The organism is Exiguobacterium artemiae, from assembly GCF_033342815.1.
Lineage (GTDB): Bacteria > Bacillota > Bacilli > Exiguobacteriales > Exiguobacteriaceae > Exiguobacterium_A > Exiguobacterium_A artemiae_A.
This window is the reverse complement of sequence record NZ_JAWPEN010000001.1, coordinates 409,901-428,642: the sequence shown is the minus strand read 5'-3', so window position 1 is coordinate 428,642 and position 18,742 is coordinate 409,901. Positions and strand designations below refer to the sequence as shown.

Below are 18,742 nucleotides of genomic sequence, written 5' to 3'. Positions count from 1 at the left end.
ATTATATATCGGCACAAACAAAAAAGGATTGAGCGAAATCATCGCCCAACCCATTTTTTTTACGATTTGATTGCATTAAAGCGGTCCTCTAATGTCATCGCGTTCAATTGCTGGTAACGAGCCATCAGCTCGCCGGTTGCTTTCATTTGGTTGCGGACGATGTAAGGAGAGGCGTTTACGGGAAGGATCATGCCGTTACGAGTTTTGAGTTTAGTCTGTCCGTCTTCCTCGATGACTTCGGACATGTGGCTCCAGGCGTACCACTCGCAATCATCACGTTTTGGTGATTTGGTAGGGAAAAAGACGAGACCGAGTGTCGGTTCGATGACGACAGGGACTTTTCCTTTCACGGAAGCGACACGTTTGGCGGTGACGATCCGTTCCTCGATGGAACTGTTGTACTGTCTGCAAGAGAGCTGCAGGAGTTGATACGGACGAAGCGGTGTCATGATCGTTGATCCGTCTTCTAGGACGATGATGGATTGTTTCATCATGTCATAGCACGGTAAAATCGCAACGGTCCGTTTCGTGATTCGATACTTTTCGTCATTATGGAATGGTCGCATTCGACTACATCCTCCTTAGATAGGACAATGGATAAAATAGGTAATTACTAACGATATAATACAATACTACACCTGTAATGACAATGTAATTTTTTGAAAAATAGAGCAATACATAAGGGAATTTAATTCAATTGAATATTTAATTCAAATTAATCAGAATTTTTAATTGTCAATAATTGCTTCTTTTGATAGTATACTCGGTAGAGAGCTTGCTCTCGCAATCCAGTTTGCGAAGGGAACGTGAATTCGAATGGAACAAGGTAAAGTAAAATGGTTTAATGCTGAAAAAGGTTACGGCTTCATCGAGACATCGGATGCAAAAGACGTCTTCGTGCACTTCTCGGCAATTCAAGCAGATGGCTACAAATCACTTGAAGAAGGCGAAGAAGTAGAATTCGAAATCGTCGACGGCGATCGTGGACCGCAAGCGGCAAACGTCTCGAAACTGTAATTCCGTTAGCAGCCACCACCGTTTTTAGGAATTTCCTAAAAGCGGTTTTTTTGTTTCATCTCAATTTGTTAAGGGTATATACGCTAATATCAACAAGCAACAACTATTATAGTGCGCTAGGTTTAGCAGGAGATGTTCAACAGAATGTCACCGTTTTCATTTCCTTGTAAGGCTTATCGTGGTATAATAATTACGAACCAAAAGAATTTTGAATCTTCAGAAGGAAACGACTGAAGCAATGACGAATTCATAGGTTCAACCGGTTACTTAAGGAGGAGTTTACATGATCTACAACATTCGCGGTGAAAACTTGGACGTCACAGATGCTCTCAAGGACTACGTCGAGAAAAAGCTTGAAAAGTTAACTCGTTATTTTACAACTCCTACGGAAGCGCAAACGGCTTATGTCAATCTCAAAGTCAACAATGAGAAACAAAAAGTCGAAGTGACGATTCCAATGCCAAACCTCTTGCTACGGGCAGAGGATGTCAATGGCGACATGTACGCAGCAATCGACCTCGTCGTCGATAAGCTCGAACGTCAAATCCGGAAACATAAAACGAAAATCAACCGGAGAGGCCGTGCCAAAGACGGCGGTATTGGAGAGTACTTCAAAACGCTCGAAGGACCGGAGGCAGAAGCACCTGTCTACGAAGAGGATGAAGCGGAACTCGAACTCGTTCGGACAAAACGTTTCACACTCAAACCGATGGACACGGAAGAAGCGATTCTTCAAATGGATATGCTCGGTCACACGTTCTTCGTCTTCTCAGACGCTGAAACGGGTAACACGAACGTCGTCTACCGTCGGAAAGATGGCCGTTACGGCTTGATTGAACCAGAATAATGAATCTACAGAGGACTTACTCTCCGGAGTAAGTCCTCTTTTGGTATGATGAAAAACTATTTATGAATAGAACATGTCTCAGACTAAAGTTGGATTTCATAAGACGCAGTCGCTCCGCTTGTTGAAATTTGACGGCGTATTCGGTACACTGAATAAAGGAAAAATCTCGGAATTCTGTTCGTTTAAAGAATCGTTCGAAGTAAGGGGACTGTAAGGCATGGCTAATTTTCTAAAAGAGTTATTCGCACCGACGAAACGTGTTCTGAAAAAAGCAGAAAAAGCGGCGGATGCCGTGGAATCATTTGAGGCACAAGTCGCTGCCTTATCGGATCAGGAATTAGAAGGAAAAGCGGTCGAATTCCGGACTCGTCTTGAGAACGGGGAAGACCTCGATGATATTTTACCGGAAGCTTTTGCGGTCTGTCGCGAAGTTTCAACACGTGTCCTCGGGATGCGTCATTACCGTGTCCAATTGATTGGTGGATACGTCCTGCATAACGGCGATATCGCTGAAATGAAAACCGGGGAAGGGAAAACGCTTGTCGCGACACTTCCCGTCTATTTGAATGCCCTCGCCGGCAACGGCGTTCACGTCATCACCGTCAACGAATACTTGGCAAAACGTGACCGGGACATCATGGAACCCCTCTACGCAGCACTCGGCTTATCGGTTGGTCTGAACTTGTCGAGCATGTCGCGCCAGGAAAAACAAGCGGCGTACAGCTGTGACATCACATACGGAACAAACAATGAGTTCGGCTTTGATTACCTGCGTGACAACATGGTCCTCTACAAAGAAGACCGTGTACAGCGTCCGCTTTACTTTGCCGTCGTCGATGAAGTTGACTCGATTCTCGTCGATGAAGCACGGACACCGTTGATCATCTCCGGTTCTGCCGAAAAATCAACAGCGCTTTATTCGCAAGCCGACATGTTCGCGAAAATGATGAAAGCGGATGAAGACTATACGGTCGACATCAAGACGAAAAGTGTATTGCTGACGGAACAAGGAATCGATCGTGCTGAAAAATACTTCGGCATCGATAACCTGTTTGCGCTCGATCATATTGCCTTGAACCATCACTTGAGCCTGGCGCTCCGTGCCAACTCTGTCATGCACCGGGACGTCGATTACATGATTCGTGAAGACGAAGTCATGATCATTGACCAGTTCACGGGTCGTGTCATGGAAGGCCGCCGTTACTCGGAAGGGCTGCACCAGGCGATTGAAGCGAAGGAAGGCGTCGAGATTCAACGCGAATCGATGACACTTGCGACGATCACGTACCAAAACTTCTTCCGGATGTACACGAAGCTTGCCGGTATGACCGGGACAGCGAAAACCGAGGAAGAAGAATTCCGTAACATTTACAACATGCACGTCGTACCGGTTCCGACGAACAAACCGATCGTCCGGGATGATCGCGCTGACTTGATCTTCAAGACGATGAACGGGAAGTTTGCCGCAGTCGCGGACGAAATCGAACGTGCTCACCGTGAAGGACAACCGGTCCTCGTCGGTACAGTTGCCGTCGAGACGTCAGAGTTGCTCAGCAGCATCCTCAAGAAACGTGGCATCCGCCATGAAGTCTTGAACGCGAAAAACCATGCGCGGGAAGCAGAAATTATCGAGAATGCGGGACAACCGAACGCGGTCACGATTGCAACGAACATGGCCGGTCGTGGTACCGACATCAAGCTCGGACAAGGCGTCATCGAAAAAGGCGGTCTTTACATCCTCGGGACGGAACGTCACGAATCCCGCCGGATCGATAACCAGCTCCGTGGTCGTGCCGGACGTCAGGGAGATCCGGGAGCATCCCAGTTCTATCTGTCACTTGAAGATGAATTGATGCGTCGTTTTGGATCGGATTCCCTGCAATCGATGATGGATCGTCTCGGAATGGATGATTCGCAACCAATCGAAAGCCGGATGGTTTCACGTGCCGTTGAATCGGCTCAAAAACGGGTTGAAGGAAATAACTTTGATGCGCGGAAACAGGTTCTCGGATACGATAACGTCATGGCCGATCAACGGAAAGTCATGTATGCGGACCGGGCGGCGATTCTTGATGCCCAGTCGGTCTCTGACATCGTCCGTCCAATGGTCGAACAGACGATTGAAGCGGGTGTCCATCAGTACACGCCAATCGAGTTCGTTCCGGAAGAGTGGAGCATCGCTGCGTTAGCAGAGTGGGCCAACCAGACGCTTGCACTCGAAGAAAAAGTCTCCGAGCAGGATCTGTTCGGTAAGGAACGCGAAGAAATCATCGAACTGTTAAAAGAACGGACTTTCGCCCATTACGAGCACAAACGCTCGGAAGTGCCGGCTGAAGCGTTTGACGAGTTCGAGAAAGTCATCGTCCTCCGCGCCGTCGACCAGCACTGGATGAACCATATCGATCAAATGGATCAATTGCGTGAAGGAATTCACTTACGCGCCTACGGTCAGAATGATCCACTTCGTGAGTATCAATCGGAAGGTTCGATGATGTTTGATACGATGAACGCAGCGATTGCGGAAGAAGTGACGCAGTTCGTTCTCCGGGCAGATCTTGATCCGAACCTGAAACGCGAAAAAGTCGTTAAAGACGAAGTCGCTGTTTCCGGAAAAGAGGACAAGGTCGTCAAGAAAGCACCGGTCCGGAAAAATCCAAATGAACAAATCGGACGTAACGACCCATGTTGGTGCGGATCCGGTAAAAAATATAAGAACTGTCACGGCCGTCAGGCATAAGTGGCGAAGCGGCTGAAAGAGGCGGGAGATTCCTGCCTCTTTTGACGGAAAGAGAAGGTGGAACACAATGGAATTAGCAGAAATACGTAATACCGCCGAGTGGATGGAAAAGAAACTCGATGAATACAAAGCATCACTCGATCTCGAGACGAAGATCTCACGCATCGAGGAGCTTGAAAACGAGATGACGTACCCGGACTTCTGGAACAATCAGGAGTCGGCTCAAAAAGTCATCGACGAATCAAACGGTCTGAAAGCGATGGTCGATAAATACCAGCACCTCGCGGACGGTCACGAAAACATCGTCTTGACGTACGAATTGATTAAAGAAGAGCCGGATGTTGAACTCCAGGAAGAACTGGAGTCGGAACTCGGCGACATCAAAAAGAAATTTGACGAGTTCGAACTGCAAATCCTGTTAAACGGCGAATACGATGCCAACAACGCGATTCTCGAATTGCACCCGGGCGCCGGCGGAACCGAGTCGCAGGACTGGGCGTCGATGTTGCTTCGGATGTACCAACGTTTCTGCGACAAGCAGGGCTGGAAAGTCGAAACGATGGACTATCAGCCGGGTGACGAAGCCGGTGTTAAATCGGTTACGCTCCGGATCCAAGGGCACAACGCCTATGGGTATTTGAAAGCGGAAAAAGGGATTCACCGTCTCGTGCGGATTTCTCCGTTCGACTCGTCAGGCCGTCGCCATACGTCGTTCGTATCGTGTGACGTCATGCCGGAATTCAACGATGATATCGATATCGAGATCCGGACAGAAGACTTGCGTGTCGATACGTACCGGGCATCCGGTGCCGGTGGACAGCACATCAATACGACGGACTCTGCCGTTCGGATTACGCACGTTCCGACAGGTGTCGTCGTGTCATGTCAGCAGGAACGGTCGCAAATCAAGAACCGTGAAGCGGCAATGAAGATGTTGAAAGCGAAACTCTACCAACGTGAAATCGAAGAAAAACAAAAGAAACTCGACGAAATCCGCGGCGAAAAATCAGACATCGCCTGGGGCAGTCAGATTCGTTCATACGTCTTCCACCCATACAGCATGGTTAAGGATCACCGGACGAACTACGAAGTCGGGAATACGCAAGGCGCGATGGATGGGGACATCATGGGCTTCATCGATGCGTACCTGCGCTTAATGAATATGTAAGTGGATATCCCGTCGGCCTTTGTGTCGGCGGTTTTTTTCTACCAATTCGATTGAAGGAGTGCAACAGATGCAGATTCGTACAGAAATATTCAAGGATGCGGCCGGAATCCGGCTTGTGCATCAGGCTGCGTTTGGTCAACGGACGGAAGCCGATTTCGTCGAAGCGTTGCGGGAAGAGGAGGAGTCGCTGCCGCACTACAGCCGCGTCGCCGTCACCGATAAGGGAGAAATCGTCGGTCATGTCTTACTGAGCCGGATTTACATCGAGGACATTCCGTCGCTTGCGTTAGCTCCGGTCGGTGTCAAACCACACTGGCAACGGAAAGGCATCGGCTCGGAACTGATCCGACAAGTGATTGAAGATGCGCGAGAAGCCGGTGAATCGCATATCGTCGTCCTCGGTCATGACAGTTATTATCCGCAGTTCGGATTCGAGCGGGCGGTCGATTACGGCATCGAAGCCCCGTTCCCGGTTCCGACGGATGTCTTTCTAGTCATGCCGCTTGAACGGCAGGCATTAAAAGGAGTCACGGGGATAGTCAGGTACTCGAAACCCTTTAGTGCGGTATAAGAGAACCACTGCGAGTTGCTCAGCCCTTCTAGTCGCTCCTCTGTTTTTCCGCTAAAATGAAAAACGGGTTGTAGAACTTATATAAGGGGAAATGTAACGTTATGACATCAACACGTCAGGAAGTCGTCCGCGACTATGTGTATTTATTACTCGGCTCAGTATTTGTCGCCAGTGCCTTCAGTTTATTTTTGGCACCGAACCAGTTGGCCTCCGGAGGCGTCAGCGGTCTGTCGATCGTTTTGAACGATCTGTTCGGAATTTCACCGGGCTTGTTTCAGCTGATTGCCAATATCGTTTTGCTGGCCATCGGCTGGATGATTCTCGGGATGGGCTTCGGCGTCAAATCGCTTGTCGGCTCGATTTTTTTACCGGTCGTCATCTTAGTTTATGAACGGTTTGAGGTGCCGGCAGCGACGATGAATCCGATGCTTGCTGCGATCTTCGGCGGAGCCGGTGTCGGGATTGGTCTCGGTCTGATCTTTAAAGCCCGTGCCTCGACCGGCGGGATGGATCTGATTGCCCAGATTCTGCACCGCTTCACGAAAATTCCGCTCCATTTCTGTATCGCATTGCTCGACGGAACGATCGTTATCAGTGCCGCCATCATCTTTTCGCTCGAAATCGGGTTGTATGCTCTCGTCGCCTTGTTCATTACGATCAAGATGATTGATGTCGTGCAACTTGGTATCACGAACGATAAGCTGGCCTATATCATCTCCGATCAACGGGAAGCACTCGTCAAAGAGATTTTCCAGACACTCGACCGGGGAGCGACGGAAATTGAAGCCGCCGGTGCATTTACCCGGACGCGCAAACCGATGCTGATGGTCGTCGTCCGGCAGGGAGAAATCACGACGCTTAAAGAAATCGTCAAACATATCGACCCGAACGCTTTTCTGGTCGTCAGCGAGGCCCACGAAGTGCTTGGGCTCGGTTTCTCGGACGACAAACGTTACCGGAATGTGCCGTAAACGTTTGGAAAGAGTGAAGTTTTTGTGAAATCACGCTTAGAAAGTACGGATAACGGTTATACTCTAGTAGATAACGATGTCGTTTTGTACTTAACTAAGGGGGAATAAGAATGAAACTGAAAAACCTTTTACTCGCAGCCGGACTCGGTGCGACACTTGTACTCGGTGCATGTGGCAGTGATGATTCGAGTTCATCGGATACATCGAAGGACGAATCGACGATGAGCGATGATTCGTCAAAAACAAATACAGCCGTCGACGCTGAAAAAATCTTTGCCAATAACTGTGCGACGTGCCACGGGAAAAACCTTGAAGGGAATGTCGGACCGAACTTAACGAAAGTCGGCGCGAAGTACTCATCAGAAGAAATTCAAAAAATCATCAAAAACGGTAAAGGTCAAATGCCGGCCGGCGTCTTAAAAGACGATAAAGAAATCGTCGCGGTGGCAGACTGGTTAGCTGACAAAAAATAAATATGTGATAGTATGGGGCTAGAGATGACGAACATGACAAATGTTTGTTATCCGGCTCCCTTTTTTTATGTAAATCCGCCGGAAATGACATTTGATTGTAATGTGCTTAAAAATTATTGCCTGTTATAATGGGGTTCGGTAGGCGTTAAGACCTATCTGATCACCATCAGTAATCAAGTAAGGATGTGAAGCAAGTGATCAAGATGCAACAAGTCAGCAAGATTTATCCGAACGGTGTCACGGCACTTCGTGAAGTCAATTTGACGATCAACCAAGGCGAATTCGTCTATATCGTTGGTCCATCCGGAGCCGGAAAATCGACGTTCATGAAAATGATGTATCGCGAAGAACGACCGACCAGCGGTTCGTTTTTATTTAAAGGAATTGAAGTAGGTAAGTTAAAAAACCGCCAAATCCCCGAACTTCGTCGCCAAATCGGCGTCATCTTCCAAGACTTTAAACTACTCCCGTCCTTGACGGTTTATGAAAACGTCGCGTTCGCCCTTGAAGTTGTCGGTGAAGACAAATCTCAGATCCGCAAGAAAGTACTTGAAGTACTCGAACTCGTAAAACTGAAGCACAAGGAACGGAACTATCCTGATGAATTATCCGGTGGAGAACAGCAACGGATCTCGATCGCGAGAGCCATTGTCAATCGTCCGTCACTCGTCATCGCCGATGAGCCGACCGGAAACCTCGACCCGGATACAGCATGGGAGATCATGGAAGTGTTTGAAGAGATTTATCGCCGTGGGACAACGGTCGTAATGGCGACACACAACCGAGATATCGTCAATAAGATGCGTCATCGCGTTCTTGCGATTGACGGTGGAAAAATCGTCCGAGACGAAGAGAAAGGAATGTACGGCTATGAAGTTTAATGGATTCCGTCATTTACGTGAAGGGGCAAAAGGTCTCGTCCGAAACGGCTGGATGACATTCGCTTCCGTCAGTGCCGTTACCGTGACCTTATTACTCGTAGGCATTTTTGCGATGGTCATGTTCAACGTCAACAAGATTTCCGATAACGTCGAAAAAGACGTCGAAATCCAGGTGTTCGTCGAACGAGAGTCCGATCAGGCAAAAATCGATGCAGTTGGGAAAAAACTAGAACAGATGCCGGGTGTTGAATCTGTTCGTTACAGCTCAAAAGAAGAAGAACTGGACCGCTTCAAGGAACAGCTTGGCGAAGGATCGCAAGCCTACCAGTCGGTTGAGAAGGATAATCCGCTCCATGACCGGTATATCGTCAAGGCAACTTCACCAAATGAGACAGAAACTATTGCAAATACAGTCAAAAAAATGGAAAATATAGATAGTGTCGAATATGGCGAAGATTATGTTGAGAAGATGTTCAACTTCCTTGAAGGGGTTCGGATCGGTGGTATCATCCTGATTGTCGGTTTGACATTCATGGCGATGTTCCTCATTTCGAATACGATCAAGGTTACGATTTTCTCACGTCGCCGTGAGATTGAAATCATGCGCCTCGTCGGTGCAAAAAACGGCTTCATCCGTGCTCCGTTCTTCATTGAAGGACTGTTGATGGGTGTCCTCGGGGCGTTGATCCCGATTGCCGTCGTCTACTTCGGTTATGAAGTGACGTACAATGCGTTGCAACCGCAACTCGTATCCTTGAATGCGTCGATCTTCACCTTGATTCCACCCGGTGAACTGTCGATTCAAGTGTCTGTCATTCTGCTTGCACTCGGTGCTTTCATCGGTGTATGGGGATCAACGACGTCGCTTGGCCGCTTCTTGAAGATTTAAATTCTAAAAATCAAATAAAAGTATAGAGGAGAGATGCTTCTCATGAAGGTCCGATTCTGTTCCACCGTCCTAAGCTTGGCATTAATTGGTTCAAGTGTGTCCGTTCAGGCAACGTCCAAGGAAGATTTGTTGAAGGAACAACAGGAGGTCGAGTCCCGTCTGCAAGAGACGGAACAATCGCAGAATCAGACGTCGGAGAAGTTAATCTTGACGAAACAGGAGCGCAAGGAAGCAAAAGCGCGTCTTGATGAAGTCAACAGCCGTCTGGAAGATTTAGCGAGTAAGATTGCGGATCAACAGGCGGCTGTTTCTGTTGCCAAAGAAGAATTGGCGACCGTCACCCGTGCCGTTGGTCAAACCGAATCGAAACTCCGGGCGCAGGAAAAGTTGATCGGAGACCGTCTGCGGTCCGTTCAACGGGACGGTGACGTCAAATACATCGAAGTATTGCTTGATGCAAAGGATTTTGGAGATTTGATTTCGCGTTTCAGCACTGTCAGTGAAATCATCAAGCAGGATGACGGTGTCCTGCAGACCTATCAGGCAAACGTCAAACAATTAACCGAACAACGATCCGAGCAGGAACTGGTTCTCGGACAATTAAAGAAAGAGCAACGGAAACTGCTGATTCTGCAGACCCAAATCATCGCGGAATCGGAAATCAAACGGACATTGGTCGTCCGGTTGAACAGCCAGGTCAAACAGTTGCAACAGGAACAGTTTACAAAAGCGGAAGAAGCGGCGATTCTTGAAGATCAACAACGTCTGATCAGCCGTCAATTGGAAGAGTTGCGGGCTGTCGAACTACGGGCGCAACAGGAAGCGAAAGAACGGGCGGAAGCGGCACAGAGAGCTGCAGAAGCTGCTGCCCGGGAAGCAGAGGCAGAAGCAGAAGCGCAGCGACAGGCGGAACAGGAAGCACAAGCGCAGAAAGAACGGAACGACACGACGTCTCGTCCACCGGCTGCTTCAGAACCGGTGTCGGAAGCCCCGTCCCAACCGGCGACATCTAGTCCAAGTACGTCGGTCAAACCGTTCCTGTTGCCTGTAACCGGCTACGTCTCGTCACCCTTCGGTCCCCGCACCAATCCATTGACCGGAAAGTCGGAACGGCATACCGGACTCGATCTCGTTAATGCGAAAGGGACGCCGATCAAAGCGGCGGCCGGCGGGATTGTCCTCCGGGCCGGCAGTGCGACCGGTTACGGAAATGTCGTCATGATTACGCACCTGATTGACGGCAAAGTCTGGACGACCGTTTACGGGCATCTCGATTCGGTTTCTGTCAAAGCCGGGCAAACGGTCATGCCGGGCGACATCGTCGGTAAACTTGGTTCGACGGGCTGGTCGACGGGACCACATCTTCATTTTGAAATTCATCGCGGTGAATGGGCCGTCGGCCAACCAAATGCGGTCGATCCGGCGCCTTACATCTTATAACTTCAATACGCGACTGACGAAAAGATAGGGTAACCTATCTTTTTTTGCTATACTGAAAAAAATAGCAGGTTTAGACCAGAAACGAGGAATTACGCGTGAAAAAATCGACAACGGCCGTCATAGCGGTCAGCACGTTTGGCCTGGGTCTCGGAGCAGGTGCTGTCGGGATGTTAGCGACAGGTGGAACGGATTCAGTGGCAACAAGTTCTTCATCCAATGCAACGGGGGATTGGAAAAAGATCGATCAGGTCCGGCAGATGATTTCACAAAATTATTTGGAGGACGTGACGGATCAGGAATTGCTGGAAGGGGCATTAACCGGTATGACGGAAGTCCTCGACGATCCGTACTCAGTCTACATGGATGAATCGGAAACGGCATCGTTTAATACGAACTTATCGTCTTCATTTGAAGGAATCGGTGCGACGCTTGAACAAAAAGGTGAATCGATCGTCATCGTCTCGCCGATCAAGGGATCGCCTGCTGAAAAAGCCGGCATCAAACCGGGGGATGTCATCCTAGAAATCGACGGTAAATCGACGAAGGGTCAGAAAACGGATCAGGCGGTCAAAAAAATCCGCGGTGAAAAAGGCACGAAAGTGGTCTTGACGATTCAACGCGGCGGACAGGATCCGATGAAGATTACGATCGTCCGCGATACGATCCCGATCGAAACGGTCTATTCGAAAACAGAAAAAATCGACGGGAAGACGATTGGTGTCCTGCAAGTGACACAATTCTCGGATCCGACGGCAAAAGAGTTCGAGAAACAACTCGCAGCCCTCGAGGAGAAAAACATTGATGGTCTTGTCATCGATGTCCGGGGAAATCCGGGTGGCTTGCTGACAGCCGTTTCACAAATGATTGCGCCGTTCATCCCCAAGGACACACCAATTTTCCAGGTGGAAGACAACAAAGGGGAACGGACGCAGGAATTCGGGAAAGCGGAAGAGAAGAAACCTTATAAGCTCGTTGTCCTCGAAGACAGCGGATCGGCCTCGGCTTCGGAGATTCTGGCCGCCGGATTAAAAGAAGGCGCCGGTGCTGAAGTGGTCGGGACGAAATCGTTCGGAAAAGGAATCGTCCAAAGCGCTTATGATTTAAAAGACGGCAGTGATTTGAAGCTGACGACAAATAAATGGCTGACACCAGATGGCAACTGGATTCATAAAAAAGGCGTCAAGCCGACGGTCGAAGTCAAACAGCCGGATTACTTTAACGTCACGAAGATTCTGACGGATAATAAGACGCTTGCAAGCGGGGGTTACGGCAAGCCTGTCGAAAACGCACACCTGGTTCTTGAAGCGATCGGTTTTGATCCGAAAGGACAGGACGGTTACTTCGGCGATACGATGAAGCAGGCGGTCGAGCGTCTCCAAAAAGACGCGAAGCTTGAGGTGACCGGTAAAATCGATCAGGTGACGGCTTCCGAGATGGAAACACGTCTCCTGAAGAAACTGGAAGACGAAAAAAATGATGTCCAGCGCATCAAGGCGTTGGAAGTCGCTGCACAATAACTTACAGAAAGAGGTCTGAATGGGCGTGGAATTACTCGATGGAATCGGTTGGACAGTGATTAGTCTCTTCGCTAGTCCAATCTTGTGGTTAGCAGTTCTAGTCAGTTTTTTACTCAGTATGCGACGTGTCAAACGTGAACGGAATCTGTTCCGGTCACGCACGCGTAGCAAACGGACCGATCTCTTCGAAACGCTTGTTCCGGGCTTCGTGGTTGGTCTTGTCTTATCCGTCATCAGTGTGAGCCTGACGTTGACGGTCTCAACAGAGTTTCTGATCGCCTTCATGGTGCTGACGTTCCTGATTTTGTTGACCGGTGTCATCCGCTTCAATTTACCGCTCGGACCGCTCGTCCTGCTCGCCGGCGTCACCTGGTTCATGACGGGCGACCGGGTTGACAGTCTCCGGGATGTCACGGTCAGCGACTGGCTGTTGCTTGCGGCCTTGTCCTTAGGTGCTGAACTGGTCCTGCTGATCTGGCGGGGGAAAAAGAATTTATCACCTTCCTTGGTCTTATCGAAGCGGGGACGTTACATCGGCGGACTTTCGTCGAATAAACTGTGGCTGATTCCGCTCGTCGTCTTTGTACCGGGCAGCAGTCTGGAAACGCTCATTCCACAATGGTCGTTTCCGGAGTTTGTTCCGATTGTGATGTTCTTGCCAATCGGATTCAGTTTCCTCTTTACCGGACAGTTGCCGGACCAGTTAATCCGTCCGCTGATCCAGGGGCGACTGCTGACGTTCGGCTTGTCCGTCGTGCTTGCGGTAGGCGCCTTCCTGACCGGACAGGCTGCCTGGTTATACGGGCTGCCCGTCCTGCTGATCGTGCACCTGATTTTGCATCAGCGGATTAAACGACTCAACCGCTCGCAGACGCCGCTGTTCCTCAACGGAAAACGCGGGGTCGTCATCCTCGGAACGTTACCGGAGAAGCCGGCTTCTGAGATGGGTCTCGTCCCGGGTGAAGCGATTTATAAAGTCAACGGAGAGTTCGTCGAGTCGGAGAAGTCGTTTTACGAAGCGATTCAAAAACACAAACCGTACCTTCGTCTCGAAGTCATGAATCACAATGGGGACGTCCGATTCGCACAGCGGGCTTTTTATGAACAGGATCATCACGATCTCGGGATTTTGTTCGTCAGTGAACCCGGCAACAAACGGACGAAAATCCGGACCCTGCAGTGACTCAAACTTAAAATTCAGCGTAAAAAACAGTTCAGCCTGCGGGCTGGACTTTTTCTTTTCGTGAAAAACGGGTAACTTTTAAATGGAGCACTTAAAAATCGAATGTTTGTTCGTAAAGTGGTACAATAGAAATAGATTTTGTGAACTGGATGAGGGGGAAGAATACGATGGATTTTGAGTTAGTATCACCATTTGAACCGGGTGGCGATCAACCGGTAGCGATTGAAAAATTGATTGCAGGCGTCAAGAACGGCGAGCGCCATCAGACGTTGCTCGGAGCGACGGGAACGGGGAAAACCTTCACCGTCTCGAACGTCATCAAAGAGATTAAGAAGCCGACACTTGTCCTCGCGCACAATAAAACACTTGCCGGTCAGCTGTATTCGGAGTTCAAAGAGTTCTTCCCAAACAACGCGGTCGAATACTTCGTCAGCTTTTATGATTATTACCAACCGGAAGCGTACGTGCCGTCGACGGATACGTTCATCGAAAAGGACTCGTCGATCAATGATGAGATCGATAAGCTGCGTCACTCGGCGACGTCAGCATTGTTTGAACGCGAAGACGTTCTGATTGTCGCTTCGGTCTCGTGTATCTATGGTCTCGGTAATCCGGAAGAGTACAACAACCATGTGCTGTCGTTACGTGTCGGAAACGAGATGGGACGAAACGAGATGTTGCGTCGTCTGATCGACATTCAATATGAACGGAACGATATCGATTTCCAGCGTGGACGGTTCCGCGTCCGGGGAGACGTCGTCGAAATCTTCCCGGCGTCGCGTGACGAACAGTGTGTCCGGGTTGAATTTTTCGGAGATGAGATTGAACGGATCCGTGATATGGACCCATTGACCGGTGAAATCATCGCCGACCGGGAGCACATCTCGATTTTCCCGGCGTCCCACTTCGTGACCGGGGATACCCGGTTGCAAAAAGCGATTGCGAACATCGAGAAAGAACTCGAGACGCAACTCGTGAAGATGCGGGAAGACGGTATGCTGCTTGAAGCTCAGCGGCTCGAACAGCGGACGAACTATGACCTTGAGATGATGCGCGAGATGGGTTACTGCTCGGGGATCGAAAACTATTCCCGTCACTTGAACTTAATGCCGCCGGGCTCGACACCGTACACGTTGATCGATTACTTCCCGAAAGACTTTTTACTGGTCGCCGATGAGTCGCACGTGACGTTGCCGCAAATCCGCGGGATGTACAACGGCGACCAGGCCCGGAAACAAGTCCTCGTTGACCACGGCTTCCGTCTGCCGTCAGCGAAGGACAACCGGCCGCTCCGGTTCGAGGAATTCGAGGAGAAGGTCAGCCAAGCGATTTATATCTCGGCGACACCCGGTCCTTACGAAATCGAACATACAAAAGAGATGGTCGAACAAATCATCCGTCCGACCGGACTTGTTGATCCGACGATCGAGATTCATCCGATCACCGGTCAAATCGACTACCTGATGGATAACATCCGCGAGCGGGTTGCGAAAAATGAACGGGTTCTCGTGACGACATTGACGAAAAAGATGTCGGAGGATTTAACGGATTATCTGAAGGAGCATGGCGTTAAGGTCAACTACATGCACTCGGAAATCAAGACGCTCGAGCGGATTGAAATCATCCGCGATTTACGGCTCGGGAAATACGATGTCCTCGTCGGAATCAACCTGTTGCGGGAAGGACTGGATATTCCGGAAGTCTCACTCGTGACGATACTTGATGCCGACAAGGAAGGGTTCCTGCGTTCGGAACGGTCGCTGATTCAGACGATCGGTCGGGCAGCGCGGAACTCGGAAGGGCATGTCATTCTGTTTGCCGATAAGATGACCGACTCGATGCAACGGGCCATTGATGAAACGGAACGGCGGCGCAACATTCAGCTCGCCTTTAATAAAGAACACGGCATCACGCCGAAAACGATTCAAAAGGATGTCCGTGGTGTCATCAGTACGACGATCGAGAGCGACGATACAGTCGAAAAACTCGAGAAGTTCAACAAACTGAAAAAACCGGAACGCGAAACACTGCTCGAACAACTCGATCAAGAGATGCGTCAAGCAGCGAAAGATATGCAGTTTGAACGGGCAGCAGAATTGCGTGACCTTATCTTAGAATTGAAAGCAGGTGCCTAAGTTGGCAGAAAAAAAGAACAAAATCATCATCAAGGGCGCTCGCGTCAATAACCTACAAAACATCGATGTCGAAATCCCGCGCGATCAGCTTGTCGTCCTGACAGGCTTATCCGGGTCCGGGAAATCGTCTCTTGCATTTGATACGATTTATGCGGAAGGACAACGACGGTATGTCGAAAGTCTGTCCGCTTATGCTCGCCAGTTTTTAGGACAGATGGACAAACCGGACGTCGATGCAATCGAAGGACTCAGTCCGGCCATTTCGATCGACCAAAAGACGACTAGTAAAAATCCGCGTTCGACGGTCGGGACCGTCACGGAAATCTATGACTACCTCCGTCTGTTGTATGCCCGGATCGGGAAACCGATCTGTCCGAATCACGGGATTGAGATCTCGAGCCAGACGATCAGTCAGATGGTCGACCAGGTGATGGAACTGCCGGAGCGTAGCCGTCTTCAGATTCTCGCACCGATCATTTCCGGCCGCAAAGGTGCCCATGTCAAAGTCTTCGAAGATCTGAAAAAAGAAGGGTTCGTCCGCGTCCGCGTTGATGGCGAAACGATCGATTTGACAGATGACATTGAGCTCGAAAAAAATAAAAAACACTCGATCGAAGTTGTTGTCGACCGGGTCGTTGTTCGTCCGGACGTGGAAGCCCGCCTCGCAGATTCACTTGAGACGGCGCTTCGTCTTGCGGACGGTCGTGTCATCGTTGATACAATGGATGGAAACGAATTGTTGTTCAGCGAACATCATGCCTGCCCGATCTGCGGTTTTTCAATCGGAGAACTCGAACCGCGGATGTTTTCGTTTAACTCACCGTTCGGAGCTTGTACATCATGTGACGGACTCGGGACGAAACTCGAAGTCGACGTTGATCTTGTTGTACCGCATCCGGATAAATCGTTGAACGAAGGGGCGATCATCGCCTGGGAACCGACCAGTTCACAATACTATCCGCAGTTGCTTGCGGCTGTCTGCAGCCACTTCAATATCGACATGGATACACCGTTTGAACAGCTGTCAGATGAACACCGCGATATTCTGTTAAACGGCAGCAGCAAGGAAGAAATACAGTTCCGTTATGAAAATGACTTCGGGATGGTCCGCAATACGTCGCTGTTCTTTGAAGGGGTCCTGAATAACCTGCAGCGCCGCTTCAAAGAGACATCGTCCGACTACATCCGGGAACAGATGGAAGGCTACATGGCGAAAAAAGCATGTCCGACCTGTAAAGGACACCGCTTGAAACGCGAATCCCTCGCGGTCAAAGTGTCAGGAATCCATATTGGTGAAGTGACGAAGATGTCCGTCAAACAGGCCGTCGTCTTTTTTGAAGAGTTGCCAAGCAAACTATCCGAGAAGGATCAGACGATTTCCCGGATGATCGTCCGCGAAATTCATGAACGGTCATCATTCCTGGAAAACGTCGGACTCGATTATCTAACGATTTCCCGGGCTGCCGGCACATTGTCCGGCGGGGAAGCGCAACGGATCCGTCTGGCGACGCAAATCGGGTCACGTCTGACCGGTGTTCTGTATGTCCTCGATGAACCGTCAATCGGACTCCATCAGCGCGATAACGACCGGCTGATCAATACCCTCAAGACGATGCGCGATCTCGGAAACACCTTGATTGTCGTCGAACATGATGAGGATACGATGATGGCAGCGGATTACCTGATTGATATCGGACCGGGAGCCGGTGACCACGGCGGATTCGTCACGGCAGCCGGACGTCCGGAAGAACTGATGAAAGACCCGAACTCCTTGACGGGGCAATACCTGTCAGGCAAGAAGTTCATTCCGGTCCCGTCTGAACGGAAACAACCGGATGGCCGGGCGTTACGGATTCACAAAGCGTCGGAAAACAATTTGAAAAACGTCGATGTCGACATTCCGCTTGGTTTGTTCGTCGCCGTGACCGGTGTATCCGGTTCCGGGAAATCGACGTTGATCAACGAGATTCTCTATAAAACGATTGCTCACGAGATGAACCGGGCGAAGGAAAAACCGGGTGCCCATAAAGGGATTTCCGGACTTGACCAAATTGATAAAGTCATCGATATCGACCAGTCACCAATCGGTCGGACACCACGTTCGAACCCGGCGACATATACCGGCGTCTTTGACGATATCCGCGACGTCTTTGCCTCGACGAACGAAGCGAAGCTCCGTGGCTACAAAAAAGGCCGCTTCAGCTTCAACATTAAAGGCGGACGCTGTGAAGCCTGTCGCGGGGACGGAATCATCAAAATCGAGATGCACTTCCTGCCGGATGTGTATGTACCGTGTGAAATCTGTCACGGCAAACGCTACAACCGCGAAACACTGGAAGTGAAGTATAAAGGGAAGACGATTGCCGATGTGCTTGAGATGACGGTTGAAGATGCTTTGGAATTCTTCGATAAGATTCCGAAAATCAGCCGGAAACTGCAGACGATTGCCGATGTCGGTCTGACCTACATGCGTCTTGGACAACCGGCGACGGAACTGTCCGGTGGAGAGGCACAACGGGTCAAACTGGCTTCCGAGTTGCATAAGCGGTCGACCGGGAAAACGATTTATATCCTCGATGAGCCGACGACCGGACTCCACGTCCATGATATCGCCCGTCTGCTGAAAGTCTTGCAACGACTCGTCGACAACGGCGATACGGTGCTCGTCATCGAACACAACCTCGATGTCATCAAGACAGCCGACTATCTGATTGATCTTGGACCGGAAGGCGGAGACGGCGGTGGGAAGATTGTCGCGACCGGAACACCGGAAGACATCGCAGCCGTCAAGGAATCATATACCGGTCATTATCTGGCGCCGGTCCTTGAACGGGACGCCGCCCGAATCGAATCATGAAACTTTTTTGATTCAGGAATCGTAAAAAGGGAAGTAAGGGAAGTAGAACGAAGTAA

The 18,742-nt window shown here is 49.9% G+C and carries 16 protein-coding genes; 15 read left to right on the top strand and 1 reads right to left on the bottom strand.

The genetic code is table 11. The features are described 5' to 3' along the window. Positions 1-59 precede the first annotated feature (59 nt). Entirely contained in the window at positions 60-566 is a 507-nt protein-coding gene (locus R7V76_RS02145) for a competence protein ComK (RefSeq protein ID WP_026827557.1), read from the bottom strand. A gap of 250 nt (positions 567-816) precedes the next feature. Between R7V76_RS02145 and R7V76_RS02140 the strand changes: the two genes are divergently transcribed. The 15 genes from R7V76_RS02140 (at position 817) to uvrA (ending at position 18,686) form a co-directional block, all read left to right on the top strand. Further along, the gene (locus tag R7V76_RS02140; RefSeq protein ID WP_012371294.1) at positions 817-1,017 is read left to right on the top strand and encodes a cold shock domain-containing protein; all 201 of its coding nucleotides are present in this window, start codon (positions 817-819) and stop codon (positions 1,015-1,017) included. Between the two features lie 283 nt (positions 1,018-1,300). Continuing rightward, complete coding sequence (gene hpf, locus R7V76_RS02135) at positions 1,301-1,864, top strand: ribosome hibernation-promoting factor, HPF/YfiA family (RefSeq protein WP_012371293.1); 564 nt, start codon at positions 1,301-1,303, stop codon at positions 1,862-1,864. Between the two features lie 73 nt (positions 1,865-1,937). Further along, entirely contained in the window at positions 1,938-2,078 is a 141-nt protein-coding gene (locus R7V76_RS02130; RefSeq protein ID WP_318091099.1) for a hypothetical protein, read from the top strand. Positions 2,079-2,081: 3 nt separating this feature from the next. Further along, the gene (gene secA / locus R7V76_RS02125) at positions 2,082-4,601 is read left to right on the top strand and encodes a preprotein translocase subunit SecA (RefSeq protein WP_214765809.1); all 2,520 of its coding nucleotides are present in this window, start codon (positions 2,082-2,084) and stop codon (positions 4,599-4,601) included. 67 nt (positions 4,602-4,668) lie between these two features. Continuing rightward, on the top strand, positions 4,669-5,769 hold the full coding sequence (gene prfB / locus R7V76_RS02120; protein ID WP_012371291.1) for a peptide chain release factor 2: 1,101 nt from the start codon (positions 4,669-4,671) through the stop codon (positions 5,767-5,769). A gap of 67 nt (positions 5,770-5,836) precedes the next feature. Then, positions 5,837-6,340 (top strand): GNAT family N-acetyltransferase, encoded by a 504-nt coding sequence (locus R7V76_RS02115; RefSeq protein WP_318091098.1) that lies wholly within the window; start codon positions 5,837-5,839, stop codon positions 6,338-6,340. A gap of 101 nt (positions 6,341-6,441) precedes the next feature. After that, on the top strand, positions 6,442-7,311 hold the full coding sequence (locus R7V76_RS02110) for a YitT family protein (RefSeq protein WP_012371289.1): 870 nt from the start codon (positions 6,442-6,444) through the stop codon (positions 7,309-7,311). Positions 7,312-7,421: 110 nt separating this feature from the next. Continuing rightward, entirely contained in the window at positions 7,422-7,784 is a 363-nt protein-coding gene (gene cccB / locus R7V76_RS02105; RefSeq protein ID WP_318091097.1) for a cytochrome c551, read from the top strand. A 194-nt stretch (positions 7,785-7,978) separates the two neighbouring features. After that, positions 7,979-8,665 (top strand): cell division ATP-binding protein FtsE, encoded by a 687-nt coding sequence (ftsE, locus tag R7V76_RS02100; protein ID WP_214849545.1) that lies wholly within the window; start codon positions 7,979-7,981, stop codon positions 8,663-8,665. Beyond that, positions 8,655-9,554 (top strand): permease-like cell division protein FtsX, encoded by a 900-nt coding sequence (gene ftsX, locus R7V76_RS02095; RefSeq protein WP_012371286.1) that lies wholly within the window; start codon positions 8,655-8,657, stop codon positions 9,552-9,554. The genes ftsE and ftsX overlap by 11 nt, the downstream gene beginning before the upstream one ends. A gap of 42 nt (positions 9,555-9,596) precedes the next feature. Further along, entirely contained in the window at positions 9,597-10,994 is a 1,398-nt protein-coding gene (locus R7V76_RS02090) for a peptidoglycan DD-metalloendopeptidase family protein (RefSeq protein WP_318091096.1), read from the top strand. A gap of 95 nt (positions 10,995-11,089) precedes the next feature. Then, positions 11,090-12,511, top strand: coding sequence for a S41 family peptidase (locus R7V76_RS02085; protein WP_318091095.1), 1,422 nt, complete (start codon positions 11,090-11,092; stop codon positions 12,509-12,511). 19 nt (positions 12,512-12,530) lie between these two features. Further along, the gene (locus tag R7V76_RS02080; RefSeq protein WP_318091094.1) at positions 12,531-13,694 is read left to right on the top strand and encodes a PDZ domain-containing protein; all 1,164 of its coding nucleotides are present in this window, start codon (positions 12,531-12,533) and stop codon (positions 13,692-13,694) included. 167 nt (positions 13,695-13,861) lie between these two features. Then, positions 13,862-15,829, top strand: coding sequence for an excinuclease ABC subunit UvrB (gene uvrB, locus R7V76_RS02075; protein ID WP_440137033.1), 1,968 nt, complete (start codon positions 13,862-13,864; stop codon positions 15,827-15,829). Position 15,830: 1 nt separating this feature from the next. Continuing rightward, positions 15,831-18,686 (top strand): excinuclease ABC subunit UvrA, encoded by a 2,856-nt coding sequence (gene uvrA / locus R7V76_RS02070; protein ID WP_318091092.1) that lies wholly within the window; start codon positions 15,831-15,833, stop codon positions 18,684-18,686. Positions 18,687-18,742: the final 56 nt, after the last annotated feature.

What these genes read in the sequence shown, in the direction of transcription:
- R7V76_RS02115 (WP_318091098.1), top strand. Translation starts at nt 5,837, where the DNA reads ATGCAGATTCGTACAGAAATATTCAAGGATGCGGCCGGAATCCGGCTT.
- ftsX (WP_012371286.1), top strand. Translation starts at nt 8,655, where the DNA reads ATGAAGTTTAATGGATTCCGTCATTTACGTGAAGGGGCAAAAGGTCTC.
- prfB (WP_012371291.1), top strand. Translation starts at nt 4,669, where the DNA reads ATGGAATTAGCAGAAATACGTAATACCGCCGAGTGGATGGAAAAGAAA.
- R7V76_RS02110 (WP_012371289.1), top strand. Translation starts at nt 6,442, where the DNA reads ATGACATCAACACGTCAGGAAGTCGTCCGCGACTATGTGTATTTATTA.
- R7V76_RS02130 (WP_318091099.1), top strand. Translation starts at nt 1,938, where the DNA reads ATGTCTCAGACTAAAGTTGGATTTCATAAGACGCAGTCGCTCCGCTTG.
- R7V76_RS02090 (WP_318091096.1), top strand. Translation starts at nt 9,597, where the DNA reads ATGAAGGTCCGATTCTGTTCCACCGTCCTAAGCTTGGCATTAATTGGT.
- cccB (WP_318091097.1), top strand. Translation starts at nt 7,422, where the DNA reads ATGAAACTGAAAAACCTTTTACTCGCAGCCGGACTCGGTGCGACACTT.
- secA (WP_214765809.1), top strand. Translation starts at nt 2,082, where the DNA reads ATGGCTAATTTTCTAAAAGAGTTATTCGCACCGACGAAACGTGTTCTG.
- hpf (WP_012371293.1), top strand. Translation starts at nt 1,301, where the DNA reads ATGATCTACAACATTCGCGGTGAAAACTTGGACGTCACAGATGCTCTC.
- R7V76_RS02080 (WP_318091094.1), top strand. Translation starts at nt 12,531, where the DNA reads ATGGGCGTGGAATTACTCGATGGAATCGGTTGGACAGTGATTAGTCTC.
- R7V76_RS02140 (WP_012371294.1), top strand. Translation starts at nt 817, where the DNA reads ATGGAACAAGGTAAAGTAAAATGGTTTAATGCTGAAAAAGGTTACGGC.
- uvrB (WP_440137033.1), top strand. Translation starts at nt 13,862, where the DNA reads ATGGATTTTGAGTTAGTATCACCATTTGAACCGGGTGGCGATCAACCG.
- R7V76_RS02145 (WP_026827557.1), bottom strand. Translation starts at nt 566, where the DNA reads ATGCGACCATTCCATAATGACGAAAAGTATCGAATCACGAAACGGACC.